This is a genomic window from Paenibacillus sp. CMAA1364, assembly GCF_054373195.1.
Map to the genome: position 1 here is coordinate 1 of NZ_JBITNB010000036.1, position 24,004 is coordinate 24,004.

Consider the following 24,004-nt stretch of genomic DNA (forward strand, 5'->3'; position numbering starts at 1 on the left):
CAATCCAGCAACTCCCGTTGCTCCTCTTTCCCCTGTCACCCCAGTTATCCCGGTTGCACCTGTTACGCCTGTAACTCCAGTGACTCCAGTTACACCAGTTATTCCAGTAGCACCAGTAACTCCTGTTACGCCTGTTACACCTGTTACGCCTGTTACCCCAGTAGCGCCGGTAACCCCAGTAAATCCTGTTATGCCTGTTGCACCTGTGACTCCTGTGAATCCAGTCACTCCTGTTACTCCGGTCGCCCCCGTTGTTCCTTTTTCACCAGTTACTCCAGTGGCACCTGTAACTCCAGTGACTCCAGTTGTACCCGTCGATCCAGTAACTCCTGGTGCACCTTGTGATCCAGTTACACCTTTAACTGTCAAACCAAGGGATATTGAAATATTGACTTGAATACCCCTTATTTGACTGACCAATTTATCCTTGCACCTTGGGTCAATGTACCAAACAACTATAAATGTTAATAATTCTGCTAGTAGTTGCTGAAGATTTGTTCCCACACTTATAACAGAGAAGGGATTTACTTCAGTAGAAACAATCGTTATCTCTAATATAGATTGAAGTCCAGCTCTGTTCTGACCAGAGAATCTTGAACTGTTCAAGAATGTCATAAGTTGTCTCAATACTTTTTGTAAACTCTCCGTATGCTGTGCCGTCGGAGTCGAAAGTGCTGGAGAAATTACTTCAGCAAGCGAAATTAATATATCGCTTAACTCATTACATTCCCTCGTTCCCGGTCTTCTTTTGACTTTCCTTTTCTTTTTAAGAATACAGTAACATTTTATTTTCTTACATTCCGTCATACGATTATTTCTCCTCCTTAGATGATCTGTCCTAACATATCAAAAGTTGGGAACTATACAATTCAATGATGTTATAACATATTCCAAGGAGGATCACTTGTTACGAGAGTCCAATGTATTATTATGTCGGTCATATAAACATTATAAAAACATACAGTCTATAAAAGTCTTTTGGAGGGATTAAATGATAACGATAAGTCTTTGTTTAATTGTTAAAAATGAAGAACAAACCCTTGACCGCTGCCTATCTTCCGTTGCTAATGTTGTCGATGAAATCATAATTGTAGATACAGGTTCGACAGATCTCACCAAGACCATAGCAAGAAAATACACCGAGAACATATTAGATTTCAAATGGATCCATGACTTTGCAGCAGCTCGAAATTATGCTTTTAGTCAGGCAACTAAAGATTATATTCTGTGGCTAGATGCAGATGATGTTATCAAAGAGAAAGATAATATTCGTTTACAGAATTTAGTTCGAACTTTGGATACCTCTGTTGATTCCGTTACAATGGAGTACCATCTCGCGTTCGACTCTCATGGTAATGTATCCTCTAGTCTAAGACGAAATCGACTTGTTAAACGCAGCAAGCAATTCCGCTGGATTGGCGCAGTTCATGAATACCTCGAAGTAGGTGGTTATATCATTGATAGCGATGTAGCCGTAACACACAGTAGCATTGAACACGATAGCGATAGAAATCTTCAAATCTATGAGCAACGGTTCAATAAAGGTGAGATGTTCTCCCCGCGTGATCTTTATTATTTCGCAAATGAATTATTAGACCATCAGAATTATGATCGTGCAATCACATTCTACGAGATGTTTCTAGATACGAAAGAAGGTTGGATTGAAGATAATATTTCAGCTTGTGGCAAATTATCAGATTGTTATAACGGTCTAAATAAACCAGAAAAGGAATTAGAATCTGCTTTGAGATCCTTTACGTATGATTCTCCTCGTTCAGATTTTTGTTGCAGAATTGGTTACCACTTCCTTCAGAAAGACCAGATAAACAATGCTGTCTTTTGGTATACAACAGCTACTACACTTGGTATAGAATCTAATCGATTAGCCTTACAAAACTATCCTTGTTCTACATGGCTTCCACACTTGCAACTATGTGTATGCTATGATCGATTGGGTAATTATGAGCTAGCCTATAAACACAATGAGGAAGCATTGAAATATCGTAAAGATGACCCGAAAGTCATCGGAAATAAAACATATTTAGAATCTATTTTACAAAAGGTAGTTGCGCATCCATCTGGTGATTCCTTATGATTCATCAGAAAAGGCGTGTATTATTAGGCAGTCCGATTCATCAGAAGCCAGCCATTTTACAACAATTCCTAAATGCCCTTCTCCAGTTGAATCAGCATCACATCGAACTTCACTATTATTTCATAGACGATAATATTGACCCTGATTCAAGTCTCATCCTTCAGCAATTCTGCCTTAAATCCGAGCGTACGCTCCTTCAACCATCTGGACATTCAGACGAATATCTTCGGGATGATACTACTCATCAATGGAACAACAATCTGATCTGGAAAGTAGCTAACTTTAAGAATAGGATAATTCAACATGCAACTGAGCAACAATATGATTACTTATTTCTAGTTGATTCTGATATTATTCTGCATCCGGATACAATTGAGCATTTGGTCGCAACCAATAAGGATATTATCTCCGAGATATTCTGGACTCAGTGGCAACCGAACGCCATGCTTCAACCACAAGTGTGGATGAGGGATGAATATGATCAATGGGAACAAGAAGTTGGGGAGCGCCTACCCTCAGAAGTAATCTCCTTGAGGTTCGAACAATTTATTTCAAAGCTTGGAAAGCCAGGAATGTATGAGGTAGGAGGGTTGGGGGCCTGTACATTAATAAGTCAACACGCGATACAATCAGGTATTAACTTTAATCCGATTCATAACATTTCATTTTGGGGTGAAGATCGGCATTTCTGCATTCGAGCTGCGGTATTAGGAATCCCATTATATGTTGACACGCATTATCCAGCACTCCATCTATATCGAGATTCTGACCTTGATAAATTACCTGATTTCATCAATAATTGTGGTATTTCTAAAAGTCCCCAACCTGCAGATATAATTCACGAGAAACCCCGGATAACGCTTACCATGGTCGTGAAAGATGAGAGTCAACGCTTTTTGAGACAGGTACTTGAAGAACACCGTAAGTATATTGATGAGGCGGTCATCATTAATGATGGTAGTAGCGACGATACCGTAGATTTATGCTATGAAATACTCGAGGGTATCCCACTAAGGATGATCCATAACGAGGTTTCCAAGTTCTCCAATGAAATCGATCTACGCAAACAACAATGGGAAGAAGTTCTGAAATACGACCCAGATTGGATTCTAAATCTAGATGCTGATGAAATATTCGAACCTCGGTTTGCACAAGAAATCCGTTCGTTGCTTCGTGATACCGATGTTGATCTGTTTTGCTTTCGTTTATTCGATTTTTGGAACATAGATCATTATAGAGAAGATCGCTATTGGCAGTCTCACCTTATGTACCGCCCCTTTCTCATAAGATACAACAAGGATTTTGTATTCCATTGGAAAGAAACAGCTCAGCATTGTGGTAGATTTCCTGAGAACATATTCGAGTTATCACACTCTTTATCTGACCTTCGATTGAAGCATCTAGGATGGTCACAACCTCAGGATCGACTTGAAAAGTACTTAAGGTATAAAGTGCTTGATCCACATGGCGTATTTGGTTGGAAGGAGCAATATGAATCCATATTAGATGAATTTCCTAACCTGCAACCGTGGATAGAATAATACATCATATAAAAAAAGGACTGAGCCGACAACTTACATCGGAAACAGTCCTTCTTTTCGTACATTCTAACTATTCAGATCATGGCACATATTGTTGAACAATTCGAACCACAACGCCATCTTCTATCGTCAAATGAAATGGGAATTGACTTGCATCCATTAACTCATCATTATTAAAAACCTCTTGCAACTCATTGAATGAAATGTGCTCATTCCAAATGATGTCCATTCCTTCATACGTACCATCACGATCATAAATTTGCATTTCTACTTCGACGTTCTGAGATACCTTATATGTTACATATTGTTCGCTATCATTCGTAATGTAATAACCATCTGGCGCACCTTCTAAATCGGCTGCATCTGGCTCACGTTCAAGAAATATCTTATCAGCAGCTTCACCTTCATACCACTGAACATCATCCGCATGGATAACGAATTGTCCATCGTTTAATTCAATATTCTTTAAATAAGCTGTTATTGTATCTTGTTTGATTTGTAAAGGTTCATATGAGACCGCACTTGCGGATGTAATAAACGGTAAAAAGACAACTATCATCATAATCATAATTAGAGCAGATTTCTTTTTCATCTAAATTCTCCTTTGAATAAGTAAGTATTAAATTCCCCGTTCATTTCTATATTATTTATTTACCCTGAGTATTATATTATGAACCAGCTCATCTTATGCTTGCTCTTCTTTAAATATAGACGATTCACCGGGTTCATACGTTGCAATATAGTTACAAATACAAATTAATATTGTTGCTATTTCACAATAAATCTCACATTATAAATACCCCCCTAAAGTTACAGAGGGGTATACCATATTATTTAGATTTCTAACTTCTCATTTACTCATAATTACAACCTTAATTTACAAAGAGATTATTCAGTTCCTCAACCGTATTCACAATATAAGTTGGGTTACACTCCAGCAATTCTTCACGACTCCCATAACCATATTCAACCGCAATTGATGCGATGCCATTGTTATTAGCGCCAATGATATCGTATTTACGATCTCCAATCATGATCATCTGAGATGTATCTAACTCATTCTCAACAATAATCGCTCGAATAATCTCGCTTTTATCAGATCCAGTATCATCCAGATTACTACCATATATATGTTGAAAAAAAGAATGCATTTCGAAATGTCGAATGATCTTCTCGGCATATACCGTAGGTTTCGATGTGGCTACAATTAATGTTCTCTTCTGATCCACTAGGGTATGTAGCAATTCTGGCATACCTGGATAGACTTTATTCTCATATAGACCTTGATCTGCGAAATACTCTCTATAATATCCAATGGCCTTCTTGCAATCTAATTCAGAGAATCCATAGAATTCGGCAAAAGAATGCGATAAAGGTGGTCCAATAAAAGGTTCTAACTTGTCCAAATTATCTTCTATAATATTAAATCTATTAAGGGCATATTGAACGCCTTGTGTGATCCCCATCTTTGGATCTGTTAGTGTCCCATCTAAATCAAATAGTACCGTTTGATATTTCATTTCAACATCCCTTCTGACCAACAAAGTAATTATATTATTAGATTTACATCCAATCATTTCAATATCTATGAACATAGTATGTTATTAGAAAGGTGGTTGATCATATGATAGAAGCCAAACAAAGTACTGCAACACAGCGTTATCCCCGTCTTACCGTGTATTCAGAGGAGAATTACAGAGGATCACGACGTGTTCTTAGAGGGAACTTAGGAATTCGCGATCTTGATAACGTGCTAGACGGAATAGATAGTCTTAAATTCTTCTCTACTAGTTCAAATGCAACGTTAGTTCTATTTACAAGAACAAGATTCCGTGGAAACTTTCGAATTCTCCGGGGAAACCACAATATCCGAGATTTAGAGGATTTTATCGCTGGACATGATGTAGAATCATTGATTTCCAGTAATCAAAGATTAACTGTTGATGAAGTTCGTAAAATTCGAAATCGAAGTTCTTTACCAAATGGATACCGTTTGATCTAATTATTCATACTAATATTACAAAAAGGCTGTTTCTTTGTCCATTGTGACAGGAAACAGCCTTTAAAACCATATATATCAAAAAAATAATTATTCATTTAATCGAGCAGCTTCTTTCAAAAATGTTAGATCTCTCTCCTTGATAAACTTTCCAGCATAATTTCTAGGCTGGTCATTCTCCAATAAAACAATGGCTTCGGCTAAATTTACCCATTTCAATATAAACCCTTTGCTCTTCTCGTCTTTGGTTAATGATGGCTCTACTAATTGACCAACCATTTCTGCAGCATAACAGTTCGATATCTGTAGAAGTCGATGATCTTTCCTGCACTCGATGATCATACCAACTTCACCAAGGACATTCACTTTCACTCCTGCTTCTTCCATCAATTCTCGATTTAAGGCGCTCATATAATCTTCGCCTTTTTCAATTCCACCACCAGGAAGTTTGTGATATTTATCCTTCGTTACATAAATGATGGCAACCTTCTTCGAGGTGTTGGATACAATAGCTCTTGATGACTTCCTGACATTAAATAGCGTATCCTGCATATTCATCTCTTCTCGGGTCATAAATGAATCGTCTATCTCACGAATTAATCTCATATGCATGTTCTCCTCCAATAGTTGTTACTCTCGTTTGAACTGATCTTCTATCATTGTATGACTGTGCGTTTCATGTCATGACCATTAGGCTCTTCATTTCCACCATTACGAAGCCTTGCTTAGCTTCTGATGCACCTTTTTACTAATTCGTTATAATTATATTACTTTCCTTCTTTATTCTTTTCAAAACAAAAAAAGGTGTTAAATAGCCATATTGACTGTTTAACACCTTTTCAAAGCAATCGAATCCTATAAAACATCGATTTCAAGAGACCGACTTGCATGTTCCATTCATGCATTTGATTTTACAAGAATGGCATACGCCTTGGAAATCAAGGATGTGATCCGTCACGGTAAAACTAAACTCACGTGCAACTCGAACCTCCAACGGCAACAGCCAATCTTCCATAATTTCCTGCACATCTCCACATTGCGTACAAATCAAATGATGATGGAAATGGGCTTGATTCTTATTTCGTAAGTCAAAGCGTATGATTCCATCTCCAAAGTTAACCTTCTCAACGACACGAAGTTCCTTCAACAACTCTAAAGTTCGATACACTGTCGCAATACCAATCTCGGGAATGATTCCTTTAACAATCATGTAGATTTCCTCTGTAGTTAAATGATTCTCTTCATGCTCAAGCAAGACTTTCACAGTAGCTTCTCTTTGCGTTGTAAGCTTATACCCTTTGTCGATCAATTGTTTCCTGATTTCCTCGATGCGTTCTTTAATCATAATTCAACGACACCTCCTCCATCTATTCATGATTCTCAAAGTATTTTATCCATCCAATTATTTATAATTATTATTATCTGATAATAACATGAGTGTAGCGTGATATCAAGATATTCAAAATGTACTTGTCATTTAAATCGTTATATCGTAATATTACGTTATAGCAATAAATATGGAGGTGAATATTTCATTGGACAATAACTTTACCACCTATAACGAAACAGCTGATCTATTAAAAGCTTTAGCTCATCCTGTTCGCTTATGTATTGTCAGAGGACTCATAGATCAAGGTACATGTAACGTTTCACATATGCAAGAATGTTTAGATTTACCACAATCAACCGTCTCTCAACATCTTCAGAAGTTACGTACTATGGGAATTGTCCAGACGGACCGTCATGGTCTTGAGGTGAACTATAGCGTCGTTGATCCAAGAATTAAGACCATCATAAACACTTTCTTTGGGGAGGAATTATAAATAATGACTAATAAAAAGGTTCTAATCGTAGGTGGAGTCGCTGGTGGGGCTTCTGCTGCTGCACGACTTCGTCGCTTGGATGAAAATGTACAAATCGTAATGTTCGAAAGAGATTCATATATATCTTTTGCCAACTGTGGACTTCCTTACTATATTGGAGATTCCATCAAAGAACGCTCTAAATTATTAATTCAGACACCAGAAGCGATGTATAATCGTTTTAACATTGATGTTCGGATTAACAGTGAAGTCATTTCTATCGATCCAGCCGCAAAGACAGTTACAGTACAGAGCAAAGATCGTGGCGTATATGAAGAAAGTTACGATAGCCTCGTTCTATCGCCTGGAGCCAAGCCCATTCAACCTAACTTACCAGGTATTGAGAGTTCTAGAATTTATAAAGTTCGTAATATTCCGGACACGGATCGGATCAAGGAAAAGGTTACAACAGAAGGAACACGTTCAGCTGTCGTCATCGGGGGCGGATTTATTGGTGTAGAAATGGCTGAGAATCTGAAAGAAATTGGTCTGGATGTCACTTTAGTTGAAGCAGGATCACATATTCTTGCACCTTTTGATGCTGAGATGTCTAATGTCCTTATGAAGGAAATGGAAGATCATCAGATCCATTTGGTGCTCTCTAACAGTGTTCAATCCTTTCAGGAAACAGCAGGTGCAATCGATGTTCATTTAGCAAATGGAGATGTACTCTCAAGCGATATGGTCATTCTTGCAATTGGGGTAACACCTGATACTAATTTCTTAAAAACAAGTGGATTGGAATTTGGCCCACGCGGTCATATCGTTGTAAACGACAAACTAGAAACGAATATTGAGAATATCTATGCCGTCGGTGATGCTATTGAAGTCGTAGATTATATCAATGGTAGTAAAACGGCCATTCCACTGGCTGGTCCAGCAAATAAACAAGGCCGAATCGCAGCCGATAACATTTGTGGATTAGGCACAAAATATAAGGGTACACAAGGAACATCGATCATTAAAGTCTTCGGTCTAACCGGTGCAGCTACTGGTAATAATGAGAAAACATTACAACGTTTAAACATCCCTTACCATGTCACCTATGTTCATCCAAGTTCACATGCATCTTATTACCCTGGGGCTACACCATTGTCAATCAAACTTCTATTTAACGATGAAGGTATTATCCTTGGTGCTCAAGCTGTCGGCTTCGATGGCGTAGATAAGAGAATAGACGATATCGCAACCGTTATCCATTTTAAGGGAACCGTTACCGATCTAACAGAACTTGAACTTAGTTATGCTCCACCGTATTCTTCTGCAAAAGATCCGGTTAATATGGCTGGATACACAGCTGAGAATGTATTGAAGAACAGAACATCCGTCTTTGTACCAAGCGATTTAGAATCTCGAGATACCGCGAATACCATGCTGGTGGATGTTAGATCTGAGATCGAACATCTGAATGGGCATATCCCAGATTCATTGCTCATTCCGGTGGATAGTCTTCGGAACCATTTACACCTACTAGATCCTAATAAAGAAATCTGGGTGTATTGCCAAGTTGGACTTCGTGGGTATACCGCTTCAAGAATATTAACACAACGGGGATTCAAGGTTCGCAATCTCACAGGTGGTTATAAGACCTATCAAATGGCGAATTATACGCCAACACTGAAATCTCAGGTTCCACCCATAAATCCTATCATACAGGTGAAGGAAGAATTAGCTGTTACTCAAGATAGTACAATCCAATTCGATGCAGAACTTGATGCATGTGGTCTATGCTGTCCTGGGCCTCTTATTCAATTAAAAAATAAGATGGAGCAATTAAAAGATGGTGACGTGCTGCGCGTGATCGCATCTGATCCTGGATTCTATGAAGATGTGAAATCATGGGCACAAATGTCCAATAACCTTATCCTTCAGGTGAATAAAACTTCTAATGGCTTGATCGAAGCCTACCTAAAAAAAAAGTCCAATGATGTAGCAACACAAGCATCTGTTAGTGCGGTTACTTCGACTAGTGAAGGTACATCGATGGTTGTATTCAGTGGGGAACTAGATAAAGCTATCGCTTCCTTTATTATTGCCAATGGTGCAGCAGCTAGTGGTAAAAAAGTTACGATGTTCTTCACCTTCTGGGGTCTGACGGTTATTCGCAAACATGATAAAGTAGCTGTCAACAAAAACTTTATTGGCCGAATGTTCGGAGCGATGTTACCTCGTGGAAGTCGCAGATTATCCATGTCCAAAATGAATATGATGGGCATGGGCCCTAAAATGATTCGTGGCATTATGAAAAAGAATAACATTCTCTCACTAGAGGATCTAATCGATACAGCCATCGAGCAAGGGGTTGAGATTGTAGCTTGCCAAATGTCCATGGATCTTATGGGTATCGCACGTGAAGAATTAATTGATGATGTTCAGATCGGTGGCGTTGGGTATTACTTAGGAAAAGCCGACCAATCTGGTATTAATCTGTTCATCTAGTCTACAGATATGTAATTGACAATATATTGAACATACAAAGAAATCACTCCTTTTGAAATGGTTCAATTTGCTGCCATTTTACCAAAAGGAGCGATTTTTTTTGTGTTATTTTGAGTTGAATAGTTGAAAGACAAACATAAAGTAGCGCCGAGGACGGAACGATTTCGTAAAAGCGATAGCGGTCGCCTTGGTCTGCGAATTTCAACCGCTGAGCGGTTTCAATCAAGAAATTTGGAGACCACAGCGATTGGAGAAATGGTCCGTTCGCGGGGCGTCCTCTCAGAGCAACTAACTTTCTCCTACAAATAAATGGTTGCCCCTAGTCATTTCATGACTTTTAGAGAAACCTCTTTCAAATCATTCCTTTGCAAAAAGTTCCTGAACTTCATGATAGGCTTGATGTGTCCCAATATCATAACTTTTTCCGTCAGCTCTATATGCTTTGATCTCTTTCCGAGAATGTAACCATTCCGGGAAATAGCTAGGCGCATCTGGATTATGCCCCTCGTTTAAATATTGATCGAATAACGGTAATGTATCTTTTCTATAAATATATATGGCGAACACACCCATATTCGTTTTTGGATGAACAGGCTTCTCCTCAAAGGATAATACGTTTTGTTCATGATCTAATTCTACGACGCCCACTCTTTGCAAGTCTTGTAATTTATCTAATTGCTGAACTAGAACGCTATCCCTGTCTTCCTTATAAAAGAATTGAATATAGTCTCGCAAATCAAAGGTAAATATATTATCACCCGCTAACACCATAAGATCCTCTTCTATATGCTCTTTCTCAATCACATAGTGGATATCCCCAACTGCCCCTAATTTGTTCTCTACTGTAGTGGTACCATCATTAATAATACGTATTCTTGCATCCGTCACTCTTGATTCACGCCAATCTACAAACGCTTGGTAGAACTTATCGTTACTAACAATATAGATTTGGGTTATTTCTTCAAGTTGTTCTAATTCATCTATCATATAATCTAAGATACTCTGTTTGCCAATGGGCAACAAAGATTTAGGTTTATCTAAGGTGAGTGGGTATAGCCTTGTTGCATAGCCCGCAGCCAGAATCAACGCGATCATCTTAGTCTCCTTTCGGATAGCTCATCTATAGTATTTATAATACATTGTTCAACATTTGCTTCAAGCGAAATCGTCTTGGTAGCATATTTACCCAATTCGGGATGATGTCCTATTCTAATGGAGTATACTGCCTTTTGAAACATACTAATATCATTGGCATCATTTCCAAAAGCTATAAATTGTTGTTCCTCTACTCCTACACGTTGTAAAGCACTCCATTTATGAATATTCTTAGGGCTGATATCAAGCAGTTGTTCATCTTTATGTTTATGTACAACTACATCAAGCTTCAATAACTCTTCAGATAATCGTTCCAGATTTGTCGCCGATAATATTAGGATTTTAACGATATTGCCAAGAGTATCGATCGATACCTTTTCAGCCAATTTCATAGAATCCACGTTATTTAAAATAGGATGATCTATGGCTCCATTATACGCATAATTCCAGTCACTATCGATTAAATAGGTAGCCTCATAGGATCGAACAAGCTCCATAATCAGCTGGATTTGTTCTATAGTAAACGAGTTCACATGTACTAATTGCCCTTCTATAGATACAAGCGAACCATTGCCACCTATTAAAATATGATTATGGAACCTTGAATCGACAACAGGAAGCATATCTCGAATAGGACGTGCTGAAGCAAATATCACTTCATGTCCCTCAACCATTAATAGCTCTAAACGTTGTACTAGCCGTTGCGAGATCGGTTGTCCCTTGAAACAAATCGTCCCATCTAAATCAAATACAAACTTCAAAATATTCGCCTCCTACTGCTGGTTCCAAATAAACGTACAACAAAATAGCCAACTTCTGCAATAGAAGCTGGCTATTCACCTATCTTATCCAAACATGGATTGCATATGATCATTCAAAGGCTCATTGTCAGAGAATAAATCAGGGGATTCACGTAACATTTCTGTAAGGATCTCATTCAGCTTAACCGTATCACATACCCGTACAACTGCATCACCGAATGAACTATAATACATCGCACCGTGCTTCACTAACACATCCTCGACCTTCCAGAAATGTTCGGACCACGACAAACCACAATGTCTTCTGGATGGCACATGAATTACAGTACCATCAGCTAGAACGGTTTGTAATGGTTCGTGCTCATCGGTCATTCTTCCCGGAATATCAACCCATTCCTCTATACCGTGCATAAAAGTATTTCTCTTTAAATCCACACCTATTAGCAGAATCGTCGCTTGACGATCTAATAATTTACCCCATGCAGAACCTCTAGCACACGGAGTGTCGAATCGTTCATCACCTGTAGTGAATGATTGGGCATCTTTACCTACAGCAGCCACAGAATGTGTTGGGTGCCACGAACGGATAACTCCCGGGCGTTTACGGAACAATTCTGGTAGTATCCCTATACAAGATGGGGATTCTTCCACATAGAATGTAGGATTGCTTGCATTGATACTAGCCCATGTATGTGTAGGAAGTACAAGTAGTCCATCTTCCATGAATTCTTCCAACACTTGAAGAACCATCTCGGCTCCTCCTTCCACTTCCCCTATACTTTTCATAGACGAATGGACATGAACGACTCCTCGTTGATCTACTCCCATTAGAAGCAATTGTTCTAGTAGACTAGCATGTGTATGCATAAATGAATAATCTCCTTTATGTCAATAATCATATATGATGAATTTCATACATCTAGTATATCTCATCTTCACTTGGAAAGGGAGATCACTTGCTCTTATTGGTGTGCATAGCCGCCATATACAATCGTGTCTCAGACACGACTACACCTGATAGTCCTAGCAACGCAATCAAGTTGGGGAAGGCCATCAGCGCATTCACAATATCGGCAATGATCCATATGGCATCTAACTTCATAAATGCTCCACAAGTGACTAATGCAATAAATATGACACGATATGGCATTATTCCTTTCACACCTATTAAATATTCCACACAACGTTCTCCATAATAATTCCATCCTAGAATCGTTGTAAACGCAAATAGAACGAGACAAATGGTGAGTAATTCGGCTCCAAAAGCGGGGAATGCACTTGCGAAGGCTTGCTGTGTCATAAGTGCTCCTTCATTGTTACCATTCCATGCTCCAGTGACCAACAAAGTCAATCCCGTTAGATTACATATAATAATCGTATCGATAAATGTTCCTGTCATGGATATTAATCCCTGCTCAGCAGACCACTTCGTTTTGGCTGCAGCTGCTGCAATCGGTGCACTTCCTAAGCCAGACTCATTGGAGAAAATCCCTCTAGCTACACCACTTCGCATAGCAAGCATAATCGTAGCTCCTACGAAACCGCCCGTTGCCGCAGTCGTAGAAAAGGCAGATGTGAATACAAGCGCGATAGCACTAGGAAGTTGATCTGCGAAAGTGATAAGAACGCCAATAGCAGCAATAATATACAAAATGGACATGAAAGGAACCACTTTTGTCGACACTTTAGCAATGCTCTTAATTCCACCGATCGTCACCGTTGCTGTCAAGATGGCCAGAATAATAGCTGTAACCACAGCCGGAACTCCGAAGCTCGCTTGTGTTGAAGAGACAATAGCATTGACTTGAGGAAATGTTCCAATCCCGAACAAAGCTACTAAAATACCACTCGCAGCGAACATAATGGCTAAAGGTTTGAATCGAGGTCCTAGTCCTTTCTCAATATAATACATCGGTCCACCAGAATACTGTCCATTCTTATCAATGGTACGATATTTAACCGCTAATAATCCTTCTGCATATTTCGTTGACATCCCTAAGAATGCAGCAACAATCATCCAGAACAAGGCGCCCGGACCACCCATTTTAATAGCTGTAGCTACCCCAACAATATTACCTGTACCTACAGTTGCAGCGAGAGCTGTACTTAATGCCCCGAAGCTACTAACATCCCCATTGCCATCATTAGGTGATTTACCAATCAACTTGATTGCCATCGGTAATCGTAATACTTGAATTAAATTCAATCGAATGGTTAACCATATTCCCGTTCCCATGACTAGAATCAACAACGGTGGTCCCCATACCCAGCTATCCATCTTTTCTAACATTTCCATCATCCTTACCCACTCCCTCAATCGATTTTAGTAACAAAAAAGAGCCAAATCAATTGATTTGGACTCTTAGAGAGAGGTACAGGATATGTGATAACACAAACAACCCAATCCAAGTGAAATAATTCACTTAACAAAGGTGCTATCACCATTTAATTAACCTGTCTCTGTCCTTTTGCCTGAGAGTTTAAGCGGATTATAATCCACCTTGCACCTTCGGCGCCCTATTTAGGGTCTCTCCAGAGTTCTGTCCATTTACGGTCCCGCTTATTACTAAGCACCTGAGAGCTTTGCCCCTTCGGTTGGAAGTTTCGATTCCATCTCCCGTAAATATCATCCAGCTATATGAAATTTTTATTATTATACCTATAGAACAATCCCATTCACAAGTGAACAGTTTGTGAATGGGATTATTCTTTCCCTAAATACATCATGATATCACGTTGTTACTTATGTTTTTATCTTAATTTCATCTTACCATCCAGTGCATGACGAAGTGATTCAATGGGGTGTGTCCATAACATACGTGGTCCCGCATATCTCATAACTTCTTTAATTTCTACTCGTCGTTGTGGCTTATAACAATGAATTGGACAACGTCCACATGTCGTCTTATTCTCACCGAATTGACAACGTGATAATCGTGTATGAGCATATTGAAGTAGATCTTTGCAAGAAGGACATAATCGGTTCGCTCCATCTTTGCCCTTATCATATCCGCTGTGTTTTTGTCCAGTACAATACTTATGAACCATAATAGACACAATGTCTTTTTCTCTGGTGATACGTGGTCCAATATTGCTTATCAAAATGGATACACACCTCTCTCTCATGTGATCCTATCATTATAGTCAGATTTAATATGCCGTCATATTAACTTTATCTCATATATGGGTTCAACTATCTTCTTATTCAGACGGTTTGACAGCAAATAGAGTTAATAACCCGCCAATAGCTGCCACAACAGCCAACATCCCAAAAATAATCCAGTGATTCATATGATGTAACAAGGATATAACGGGTGGTCCCAATGATACCCCTATAAATCTCATGCTGCCATATAGAGAAGTAATGGTTCCACGCTGTTCTTTCTCAATTCCCTCCGTTATCAGCGTATCCATGCACGGAAGAACAAATCCAATTCCCGCACCACAAAATGAAAACATACTAATAACAAAAACAATCTGATTACTAAAACCTATGATGAATAAGCATATCGTTAATAAAGCCATTCCCGAAAATCCAATCCATTTCATCATAATTTTATTCTGACCAATAACTTTCCCACTGATGTATGAGCATACACATAACAGCGCAAGGGGGATCGCTAGCACCAAACCCTTGATCACGCCTACAAGTTTATATTCAGACTCTAATGTCTCCGACAAATAGAATAGCACTCCAAATAAGATGAACATACTTATGCAACCCACAGCAAATATTGCATAAACCCAACGTCCTTTTTCTTTCAAAATATCTTTCGTTCCAATTAGGAAATTTTTCAAAGATACGTTGGTCTTGTTGTTCTGCGGAGTACGAACTAGAAATATTACGAGGAATAGGGATATTAAACAAAGAATAGGAATGCTGATAAAAGGCAAATACCACAGAACCATACCTAGTGAAGCGCCCAAAATTGGGCTGATCACCTTTCCAAATGTGTTGGCCGTCTCGATAATGCCAAGCCCGTGACTGACATCCTCTTCTTTATCGAACATATCTCCTACTAATGGAATGACGATCGGAAAAGCACCTGCCGCACCAATCCCCTGCAAAACCCTACCTACCAATATAATCCAGTATGCCAAGTTATCCGTGAATAAAGAAGAAGCAACCGCAGAGACTACACCCCCTGCTGCTGCTATGATAAGACTTGGAATAATGATTTTTTTCCTACCGAACCGATCCGAAAGGTATCCTGCAATCGGAATAAATAGGATCGCCACTAACGCATATACCGTTATCAACATACTTACTTCGAAGGAACTGATGTGAAGTTCACGTGATATTTGAGGCAGTATAGGAATCAACATGGAGTTACCCAGCGTCATGATGAGGGGTATGGAAGCTAATGCTACTAAATCCCATTTCTTATTCTCCATTGAATTAAACCACCTTTGAGATGATGTAGACATGTCTATTGTGGTTTAATTGCTGTGTTCATATTCATTTGGAAAATATTTAGTTACATCACACGATATTTCTTCGAATCCATATCTGTAATGAAATGACTTGGTTCACCTAAGCTGTATATATGGAGCAGATGCATTGCACGTGTACAGACCGTATAGAACAACTTCCTTTCACTCTCGCGCGTGTAAATCTCGTTCGAAGCGTTATAGATGATTACTGCGTCGAACTCAACTCCCTTAGCTAAGTAAGAAGGAATCACTAATGTCCCTAGCACATACGTTGGTGTTGTTTTCGTTATTTTTTTCAGTGTTAAATCATCTTTTAAAGATTCATATACTTGTTCGCTCTCTTCGAGTGTCTTGCAGATAATCGCCGTATGTTCAAATCCTGATGCATGTAGTGATGTAACATCTGCAATAATCTTCTGATGGAGCTTATCAACGTCACTCTCTACGATGACTAAAGGCTGTTCACCTTGTCTATTGAAGGGAATAATACGCTCTCCACCTGGGATCATACTACGAGTGAAATCCACAATCTCATAGGTTGAACGGTAACTTCGATGGAGATTGATCATTTCAGTATTCTGTGCACCGTACAACTGTTGTAGCGAATCCATACTCCCCAGAACAGATGCATGTGCATAAATGCCCTGATTCAAGTCTCCAAGTGCGGTCATTCGAGCGCGAGGAAATAACTCTTTTAAATAATGAAGTTGGAATGGGGAGTAATCCTGCACTTCATCTATGAATACATATCGAATAAGATTATTCGTCTGAAATCCTTGAACTAATTCATATAAATATAAATAAGGTGTCGCATCCTCATATGGCAACTTACCACTTTTCAGGTCATGTAACGTATTCTCACTTATTTCATACCAATATTCAGGAATATCGTTGATTGCAATAATATTATGAAGGATCTCTTCACTCTGAAATAGTTCTCGATAAAGACCTTTAGAATCCACAAATCGTTTTCTTTTAATCCATTTGCGAACAGGTTTTAACCATTCATTCACAATCATTCTAGCGAGTAGATTTCGTTCTTGATCATAGCCATCGAAGCTATCCTTCCTTGCATGCTGTTTACGTCTAATTTGCGTGTAAGCCTTCTGATACTCATCAGGGCTCAAAAGATCAATCTGATTATCCACCCAAGGTGCTTCTCTTTCCTTGCGTGCAAATAATGTAAGTTCCTTCAACATCCATTCCTGCATAAGTTCAATTCGATTGGCTAACTTCACAGCAGGATCAAAGCTATAGAACTTCTCCCTCATCTTGTCTGCTGATATAATTAACCTTCCCTGAAACCGAATGGGCCGAAACATCATACCTGTTGTCTCTAGATATTGTTTATATTGATTAATAACATCTAGGAATAAGGACGAAGATTTATAATTAATAGCTGCACGCTTAACATCTAGCGCATGGCCTTCTTCTATCTTTAATAATGATTCTATCTGGGAGAAGACATCCTCTAGTTCGAAATCCTTAGCTAATCTGAAATCCAAATAGGCTTGAAATGTTGTCTGTTGCATATTATCTTCCCCTAATTCAGGAAGTACGGATGATACGTAACTATTGAATAATGGATTAGGGGAGAACAATATAACTTGATCCGCTCTTAAATTAGCACGATGTTTATATAATAAGTATGCGATTCGTTGAAGCGCAGCAGATGTCTTACCGCTACCTGCCGAACCCTGAACAACCAACATCCGACTCTTTTCATCCCGAATAATGGTATTCTGTTCTTTTTGAATTGTTGCCACAATACTCTTCATCTGATGGTCTGCACTATGGCTTAGAACCTGCTGAAGTAGCTCATCCCCTATCGTTTCACCTGTATCAAATAACACTTCAATAGTGCCATTACGGATAACGAATTGACGTTTAAGCTTCATATCGCCTTTCATGACACCCATGGGTGTCTGATAATTAGCTGGACCCGGTGCCCCATCATAATACAAGCTTGAGACAGGAGCACGCCAGTCATAGACAAGGAATGTCTTATCATCATTATCTAGAAATGAAGTGATACCCAGATAGATGGTCTCGATAGCATCAGATCCATCTTCTACAAAATCTATTCGACCGAAATAAGGTGACTTCATGAGTAACTTCATTTTTTTCAAAGATTCAGAAGAATGGAGGTGGCTTCGTTCACGATCTGATAACACTTGCGATTGTTGCCGAAGTGCAGTTGAAGTCTCACCCAAATCATCTGAACTACTGAAGTTAACTCTTACTTCATCCCAGAAGTCCTTACGTAAATCGACGACATCACCACGTACCGTGCCCACTTCTTGTTGAAGACGATCTATTCTGCTAGTCACTTTCTTGGTTACTTCATCAACCCGTTGCTGTTCATCACGCCATTCCTGATCACTTGAACTCATGAATGTACATCTCCTTACTTATGTTATGTGTAATTAGCCTATCCTTTAGCATTCCCATTTCATGAACAATAACAATCAAACGGATATCACCATGTTCAGATGATATCCGTTTGTATATTCGTCAACTCTAGAATTCAAGAGTAGATAATCTAATTATTCTAAATACTGTCATCAAACAATGAGATAATCTCAATGCCATCTACCGATATTCGCACCAAGCCCTTATCGGACAGTCGAACTTCGGGAATCACGACTAATGACAATAGAGATAATGTCATGAATACATTATTTAATGTACAACCCGCACGTAACAGCGCATGACTTATCGCTTCTGATTGGTGCGCTACAGTCTCAAAAGGCTCGGGAGACATCAATCCACCAACAGGCAGTGGGAATGATGTGACCTCATCACCTATTATCATAACTACCCCTCCTTGCATTTGCGCAACAAGGTTTCCTGCTTTAGTCATAAGAAGATCATCATTCCCAATAACGGTTAAATTGTGACTATCATGTGCAACGGTCATGGCAATTGCTGCAGGAACTTTCAATCCAATTCCTTTCACAATTCCGATGGATTGTCCACCATTTATACCATGACGCTCAAAGACAGCCATTTTGCACAAATCATCTGCACCCTCTATATCTACGTAGGAATCCCGCACGACCACCTCAACTTTACGCTCACGCGTATCCACATGATTCTCAATCACTTCAATCGCTCTTACGAATACATATCCATCCGCAATAGGTGCTACAATCTTGAAGTCTTCTTCCGACAATTGTCTATTCATGTGTACAGTAGTGAATGCCTCGTCAGGAATGTGATATTCATCCCATGTTGCAATCATCTTCCCATTCTCAGCCACAATACGACCGGCAGCAATCGTCATCACGACATCCACATCAGCAATATTTCCGTCCAGCAATATGATATCTGCACAAGATCCTGGGGTGATGGATCCAATATCTCTAGATAAGCCGAATCGTTCAGCCGTATTAATCGTGGCCATCTGGAAGGCAATCACCGGCTTCACGCCCTGTGCTATGGCATGTCTTACTACGAAATTAATATGTCCTTCTCTTAGCAACGATTCAGAACTACGATCATCTGTGACCAACATCATCCGTCTTGTATCCAATCCATTCTCGGTATGTGCCTTGATCGTCTCAGCCACGTCGTGCCAAGCGGATCCTTGACGCATCTTCGCATACATGCCCAGTCGAATGCGTTCGATGACGTCTTCTTTCGTTACACACTCATGATCTCCACTTACCCCGCTCGCGGCATAGACAGGTAAACGCCAATCATCCGATTTCCATGTGAAGTGACCGTCAGCATATTTGCCTGCACGTAACGTCTCTTGAATCTCACGAATCATTCGTTCATCACCATAGACAACACCTGGGAAATTCATCACTTCCCCTAATCCAATTATATCTGGTCCCCAACTTAAGGCTTCTCTGACTTCTTCTGGCCCGATGGATGCTCCTGTCGTCTCTAGATCAGGATGTGTGGAAGGTACACAAGATGCTACTTGCATATATGCGGCTAAGGGCGTAGATCGTCCCTCTTCTAGCATGAATCGCAACCCATCAAGCCCCATCACATTAGAGATTTCATGTGCATCGAAGAACCCGCCTGTCGTACCCAAAGGTAATACTGCCTTAGCGAATTCGGTTACTGTCAGTTGTGTACTCTCAATATGACAATGACCATCCAACAATCCTGGTGCCGCATACTTACCTTCAGCCTGGACAATCACGGTATTGTTATCTATTGTATGACTAATATCTTTACCCACATAGGCTATTCTTGATCCTTGTATGGCAATGGACATGCCCGGAAGAATCTCACCTGAGATTACATTAACTAACTTCACATCTTTTATTGCAAGGGTAGCCTTTAGATCCCCCCGTGCTGTCGCAACAAGTTCAGGCATACAATCTGCTAACGTTCCTCTATCCCACTGATGTAATGATTTCAATATGCACACTCCTACTCATCTTCATTCTTTAAATAGTTATCAACTAATCTATTAAGTCTATTCAACTGATGACCATAATCATACATGGATGCTGCCACAATCGTTAATCGGAAAGAACGACTTCCTTCTTGTTCTATATCGTGCTTAATATTTTTTTTGATAAAATCATCGCCCGATTCTTCCATGAATAAAGCCTCTGAAGTGTTCGGTTTTAATTTATGGTCAAGCTTCAGAAGAATATGTTCGTGGAATTTGATTAACATGTCAATCTCGTGCATGAACTCTTGATCCGTACCTGCTAACCGATCAGATTGGAAATAATGTTCCCCTATCGCTTCTAGAAGTTCCTGACCCTTACGTAATGTATTTAACATTTGCCTATACACAACAATATGTCTAGTTTCACTTAGGGATTTCTTCTTCATCTTCTTAATCTCTTCTTCAAACAATGAATATTTCTCAGAAAGACTCGTAATCTCCCGATCCAAATTATTCTTCTCGTCTCTAAAAATATGTTCTCTCATCTCATCTGAAATAGAGGTACGCAACAACAACGACATATGCTCAAATATGCCATGAATTTGACTCTTTAACTGTTGTCTCGGTTTAGGTGGCAAGACAAGGATATTGATAAGAAATGCTGATATGATTCCGATGATACTCAGTGAGAATCGATTTAATGCAAATTGCCATTGTCCAGAGGCTTCCATAACAGAAATAACAGTTACAAGCGTCAATCCGATCGTGTCGACCATTTTGAATTTGAGACAAATCATAATAACAAAGATACACACAAGACCAATCGCAATCGGCTCATTGGAGAAATAATATCCCGCTAGCATCGCAATGATGGCACCTAACGTATTCGTCTGTATTTGATCCAAGAAATATTTCCATGAACGATAGATGGATGGTTGCATTGCAAATATGGCTGCAACAGCCGCAATGACAGGAGGCGAGAGTTGAAGCCAAGAGCTAAGATATAGAGCGAGAGTAACCGCGATCCCTGTTTTAAGCATACGCGCACCAAAATTCACAGTCATCACTCTCCTTCACAACAAGTTATCCATATACTACCCTCATAGTATTATTTTCAAGCGGCAGCTAGATGTCTTCCATTTCACAGAATACCAATTTTCTTCTTATCCGTATCTAACACTGGAACTTCCAACAGATCAAGAATAAACATAAATATTGGAACACCAAGAATAAGTCCCCATACCCCTAGGAAATGTTCAAAAACAATAAGAACAGTAAATGTGTAGAATATAGGTAGATGTGTCTTCGACGACATAAACTTCGGATTCATGAAGTAAGCTTCGAAGGCATGTAATGCAGCCACCATAAGTAATACATAGACAACACTAATCATTCCACCCATCTTAAAGGCAATCGCACACAATGGAACTAATGATACAAACACCCCTACAACAGGAACTAGTCCTAGAAGAAAGATCATAATCGCAAGAGCAAATAAATTAGGGAATCCCATCATCCAAAGAAATAACGTTGAGACTAAGCAGTTAATAATGGAGATAAGAAATTGAACTTCGATTACTTTGCCAAATGAGAAAATGAATTTCTTACCATAGTATGTTAGTTCATCGTAGAAATAAGCAAATTTACTTTCCTTAAATTTCGATGTGAAGTTGGTTACCTTTTCTTTTTCCAGCATGAAAAACAAGCTCATAATTAAAGCGATTGCGATATTGAAACTCCATTTTCCAATGTCAGAAATAGTCTTCATAATGATACTTACGCCTTGATCGACATAACTAACCACATCAATCTTTCGAATAGTCTCCATGATATAGTTCATTATTCTGTTATCTGTGGGTTCAAACGGTTTACTATAGAATGAAATCACTTGTTGAACAAGATCATTTAATTGTGAGATCAATTTAGGAGCATATTTGTAAGTCCCTATGATTAGAACACCCAATACTAAGACATAAAGAATAATAACCAATACAATACCATTGATTCTTAGTCTATTCGGAACCTTTCTACTTAGAAATGAGTGTGCGCGATTCACCAAATAAGTAATAATGAATGTAATTAACAATAGATTCATCATGCTTCTAAATAAATAAAGGAATATAATTAGTGTTGCTAGAACAATTATTCTTTTCACAGCTGGCAATTGAAGTGTTTCCTTAAAAGATGTCATCACGTAAGACTTGGCTCCCTATATTCGATATTTTATAGACAAAAAGAACGTTACACTTACCTATGTTTATAATTCACTCTATTGTATCATTACATTCACGACGTTGGATAGTCTACATATGACATGCCTAAAACATCGGATTTCCAGTTAAATTAAAAAAACCTTAAATATATTCTTTTATTTTTATTATCTCTTAAGGATTGAAACTTCGACCTCTGCTAGACTATAGTATAGAATATGATTTGCGCAATTACTTTAAGGGGGATTACAAATTTATGACTGACAAAGAACAAGAGAATAAGGAATTAGAAGCATTTGAAATTGAACCTGTAGGAACAAAGGAAGAACATCTAGAGCCAAACAAACTTGAAATCATTGAGGACCAACCCGTAATCGATGATATGAATTCTGAAGAGGCGGCCATTCTGTTGTCCAATCACAATACTCAAAACATACAACATCTTCAGGATACAACAAACCCAGATTCTCACATGAATGTGCCACCTTCAAACAATGGCTCTAAGCTATGGATGGGTCTTTCCCTCCTTCTAGCAGTCATTCTAGTAATCGTTCTTATCAAACCGCCTTTTGCTAACAATGGTGGAAATGAAGCTGTTGCAACCGTGAATGGTACTGAAATAACCAAAGATACGCTATATGACCAACTGGTTAAGCTTGGTGGACCTCAAACTTTGGACAACTTGATTACTGAAGAGCTTATTGAACAAGAAGTTACGAAATCAAAGGTTACAGTGACGGAAGCAGATGTGACACAAGAATTAGACACCATTAAGAAGAACTTCGGAACTGAAGAAGAATTTAACGCAGCACTTACTCAAATGGGTATGACCTTGGAGAACCTGAAAGAAGAAATGCAAATCCAAGTAAAAATCCGTAAATTAGTAGAGCCACAAGTTAAAGTAACTGATGAGGATATCAAAGCATACTATGAAACGAATAAAGCATCCTTCGGTGACGCGACATTAGAGAAATCTACAGCTGATATTAAAGAAATGTTAACTACTCAACAATTATCAGAATTATCATCGAAATGGATTGCTGACCTCAAAACAAACGCTGATATCAAGAATACTTTAAAGACAGAAGAAGCTCCGGTAACAGATAAAGTACCTGCGGATGCGCCTGTTAAATAATATACTATTCCTTCTTTACAAAAAGGGGCTGTCCCATAAGTCATGAAAATGGCTAGGGGCCCCTTTTTTTGTA

Annotated in this window: 21 protein-coding genes and 1 riboswitch; of the genes, 6 read left to right on the forward strand and 15 right to left on the reverse strand. The window is 39.0% G+C overall.

Annotation, left to right across the window (positions count from 1 at the left end):
* On the reverse strand, positions 1-807 hold an 807-nt coding region (locus ACH8E3_RS15570), incomplete at its 3' end, for a collagen-like repeat preface domain-containing protein (protein ID WP_458633560.1).
* Between the two features lie 184 nt (positions 808-991).
* Between ACH8E3_RS15570 and ACH8E3_RS15575 the strand changes: the two genes are divergently transcribed.
* Both ACH8E3_RS15575 and ACH8E3_RS15580 read left to right on the forward strand, forming a co-directional pair.
* Positions 992-2,095 carry a tetratricopeptide repeat-containing glycosyltransferase family 2 protein gene (locus ACH8E3_RS15575; protein ID WP_458633561.1) on the forward strand — a complete coding sequence of 368 codons (1,104 nt, stop codon included), beginning with the start codon at positions 992-994 and terminating at the stop codon, positions 2,093-2,095.
* Positions 2,092-3,636, forward strand: coding sequence for a glycosyltransferase family 2 protein (locus tag ACH8E3_RS15580; RefSeq protein WP_458633562.1), 1,545 nt, complete (start codon positions 2,092-2,094; stop codon positions 3,634-3,636). Before ACH8E3_RS15575 ends, ACH8E3_RS15580 begins: the two co-directional genes overlap by 4 nt.
* 79 nt (positions 3,637-3,715) lie before the next feature.
* On the opposite strand, the gene ACH8E3_RS15585 is transcribed toward ACH8E3_RS15580, so the two are convergent.
* Together ACH8E3_RS15585 and ACH8E3_RS15590 are read right to left on the reverse strand one after the other, a co-directional pair.
* Positions 3,716-4,228, reverse strand: a complete 513-nt coding sequence (locus ACH8E3_RS15585) for a hypothetical protein (protein ID WP_458633563.1) — start codon at positions 4,226-4,228, stop codon at positions 3,716-3,718.
* Positions 4,229-4,508: 280 nt separating this feature from the next.
* The gene (locus ACH8E3_RS15590) at positions 4,509-5,156 is read right to left on the reverse strand and encodes an HAD family hydrolase (protein WP_458633564.1); all 648 of its coding nucleotides are present in this window, start codon (positions 5,154-5,156) and stop codon (positions 4,509-4,511) included.
* Positions 5,157-5,260: 104 nt separating this feature from the next.
* Here ACH8E3_RS15590 and ACH8E3_RS15595 point away from each other — a divergent pair, with 104 nt between their 5' ends.
* On the forward strand, positions 5,261-5,638 hold the full coding sequence (locus ACH8E3_RS15595) for a hypothetical protein (protein ID WP_458633565.1): 378 nt from the start codon (positions 5,261-5,263) through the stop codon (positions 5,636-5,638).
* An 87-nt stretch (positions 5,639-5,725) separates the two neighbouring features.
* Here the strand turns inward: ACH8E3_RS15595 and ACH8E3_RS15600 are convergent, their stop codons facing one another.
* Together ACH8E3_RS15600 and fur are read right to left on the reverse strand one after the other, a co-directional pair.
* Positions 5,726-6,241, reverse strand: coding sequence for an NUDIX domain-containing protein (locus tag ACH8E3_RS15600; protein WP_458633566.1), 516 nt, complete (start codon positions 6,239-6,241; stop codon positions 5,726-5,728).
* Between the two features lie 265 nt (positions 6,242-6,506).
* A complete protein-coding gene (fur, locus tag ACH8E3_RS15605; RefSeq protein ID WP_458633578.1) occupies positions 6,507-6,977 on the reverse strand; it encodes a ferric iron uptake transcriptional regulator in 471 nt (156 codons plus the stop codon).
* A 193-nt stretch (positions 6,978-7,170) separates the two neighbouring features.
* Here fur and ACH8E3_RS15610 point away from each other — a divergent pair, with 193 nt between their 5' ends.
* Together ACH8E3_RS15610 and ACH8E3_RS15615 are read left to right on the forward strand one after the other, a co-directional pair.
* A complete protein-coding gene (locus ACH8E3_RS15610) occupies positions 7,171-7,458 on the forward strand; it encodes an ArsR/SmtB family transcription factor (protein WP_458633567.1) in 288 nt (95 codons plus the stop codon).
* 3 nt (positions 7,459-7,461) lie between these two features.
* Complete coding sequence (locus tag ACH8E3_RS15615) at positions 7,462-9,936, forward strand: FAD-dependent oxidoreductase (RefSeq protein WP_458633568.1); 2,475 nt, start codon at positions 7,462-7,464, stop codon at positions 9,934-9,936.
* Positions 9,937-10,293: 357 nt separating this feature from the next.
* Here the strand turns inward: ACH8E3_RS15615 and ACH8E3_RS15620 are convergent, their stop codons facing one another.
* From ACH8E3_RS15620 to ACH8E3_RS15665, 10 genes are all read right to left on the reverse strand, one after another.
* Positions 10,294-11,031 (reverse strand): nucleotidyltransferase family protein, encoded by a 738-nt coding sequence (locus tag ACH8E3_RS15620; RefSeq protein WP_458633569.1) that lies wholly within the window; start codon positions 11,029-11,031, stop codon positions 10,294-10,296.
* Positions 11,028-11,792: an HAD-IIB family hydrolase gene (locus ACH8E3_RS15625; protein ID WP_458633570.1), complete on the reverse strand. Its 765-nt coding sequence runs from the start codon at positions 11,790-11,792 to the stop codon at positions 11,028-11,030. The genes ACH8E3_RS15620 and ACH8E3_RS15625 overlap by 4 nt, the downstream gene beginning before the upstream one ends.
* 84 nt (positions 11,793-11,876) lie before the next feature.
* Entirely contained in the window at positions 11,877-12,659 is a 783-nt protein-coding gene (locus ACH8E3_RS15630) for an AAC(3) family N-acetyltransferase (protein ID WP_458633571.1), read from the reverse strand.
* Positions 12,660-12,744: 85 nt separating this feature from the next.
* Positions 12,745-14,091, reverse strand: coding sequence for an alanine/glycine:cation symporter family protein (locus ACH8E3_RS15635; protein ID WP_458633572.1), 1,347 nt, complete (start codon positions 14,089-14,091; stop codon positions 12,745-12,747).
* A 151-nt stretch (positions 14,092-14,242) separates the two neighbouring features.
* Positions 14,243-14,338, reverse strand: a riboswitch (glycine riboswitch).
* Positions 14,339-14,543: 205 nt separating this feature from the next.
* Positions 14,544-14,894 (reverse strand): nitrous oxide-stimulated promoter family protein, encoded by a 351-nt coding sequence (locus ACH8E3_RS15640; protein WP_458633573.1) that lies wholly within the window; start codon positions 14,892-14,894, stop codon positions 14,544-14,546.
* Between the two features lie 99 nt (positions 14,895-14,993).
* Positions 14,994-16,187 (reverse strand): MFS transporter, encoded by a 1,194-nt coding sequence (locus ACH8E3_RS15645; protein WP_458633574.1) that lies wholly within the window; start codon positions 16,185-16,187, stop codon positions 14,994-14,996.
* Positions 16,188-16,270: 83 nt separating this feature from the next.
* The gene (gene helD / locus ACH8E3_RS15650; protein WP_458633575.1) at positions 16,271-18,619 is read right to left on the reverse strand and encodes an RNA polymerase recycling motor HelD; all 2,349 of its coding nucleotides are present in this window, start codon (positions 18,617-18,619) and stop codon (positions 16,271-16,273) included.
* Positions 18,620-18,777: 158 nt separating this feature from the next.
* Entirely contained in the window at positions 18,778-20,562 is a 1,785-nt protein-coding gene (locus ACH8E3_RS15655) for an adenine deaminase (RefSeq protein WP_458633579.1), read from the reverse strand.
* Positions 20,563-20,618: 56 nt separating this feature from the next.
* Positions 20,619-21,644, reverse strand: coding sequence for an FUSC family protein (locus ACH8E3_RS15660; protein WP_458633576.1), 1,026 nt, complete (start codon positions 21,642-21,644; stop codon positions 20,619-20,621).
* Between the two features lie 83 nt (positions 21,645-21,727).
* Entirely contained in the window at positions 21,728-22,777 is a 1,050-nt protein-coding gene (locus tag ACH8E3_RS15665; protein ID WP_458633580.1) for an AI-2E family transporter, read from the reverse strand.
* Positions 22,778-23,052: 275 nt separating this feature from the next.
* On the opposite strand from ACH8E3_RS15665, the gene ACH8E3_RS15670 reads away from it, so the two are divergent.
* The gene (locus tag ACH8E3_RS15670; protein WP_458633577.1) at positions 23,053-23,931 is read left to right on the forward strand and encodes a SurA N-terminal domain-containing protein; all 879 of its coding nucleotides are present in this window, start codon (positions 23,053-23,055) and stop codon (positions 23,929-23,931) included.
* Positions 23,932-24,004: the final 73 nt, after the last annotated feature.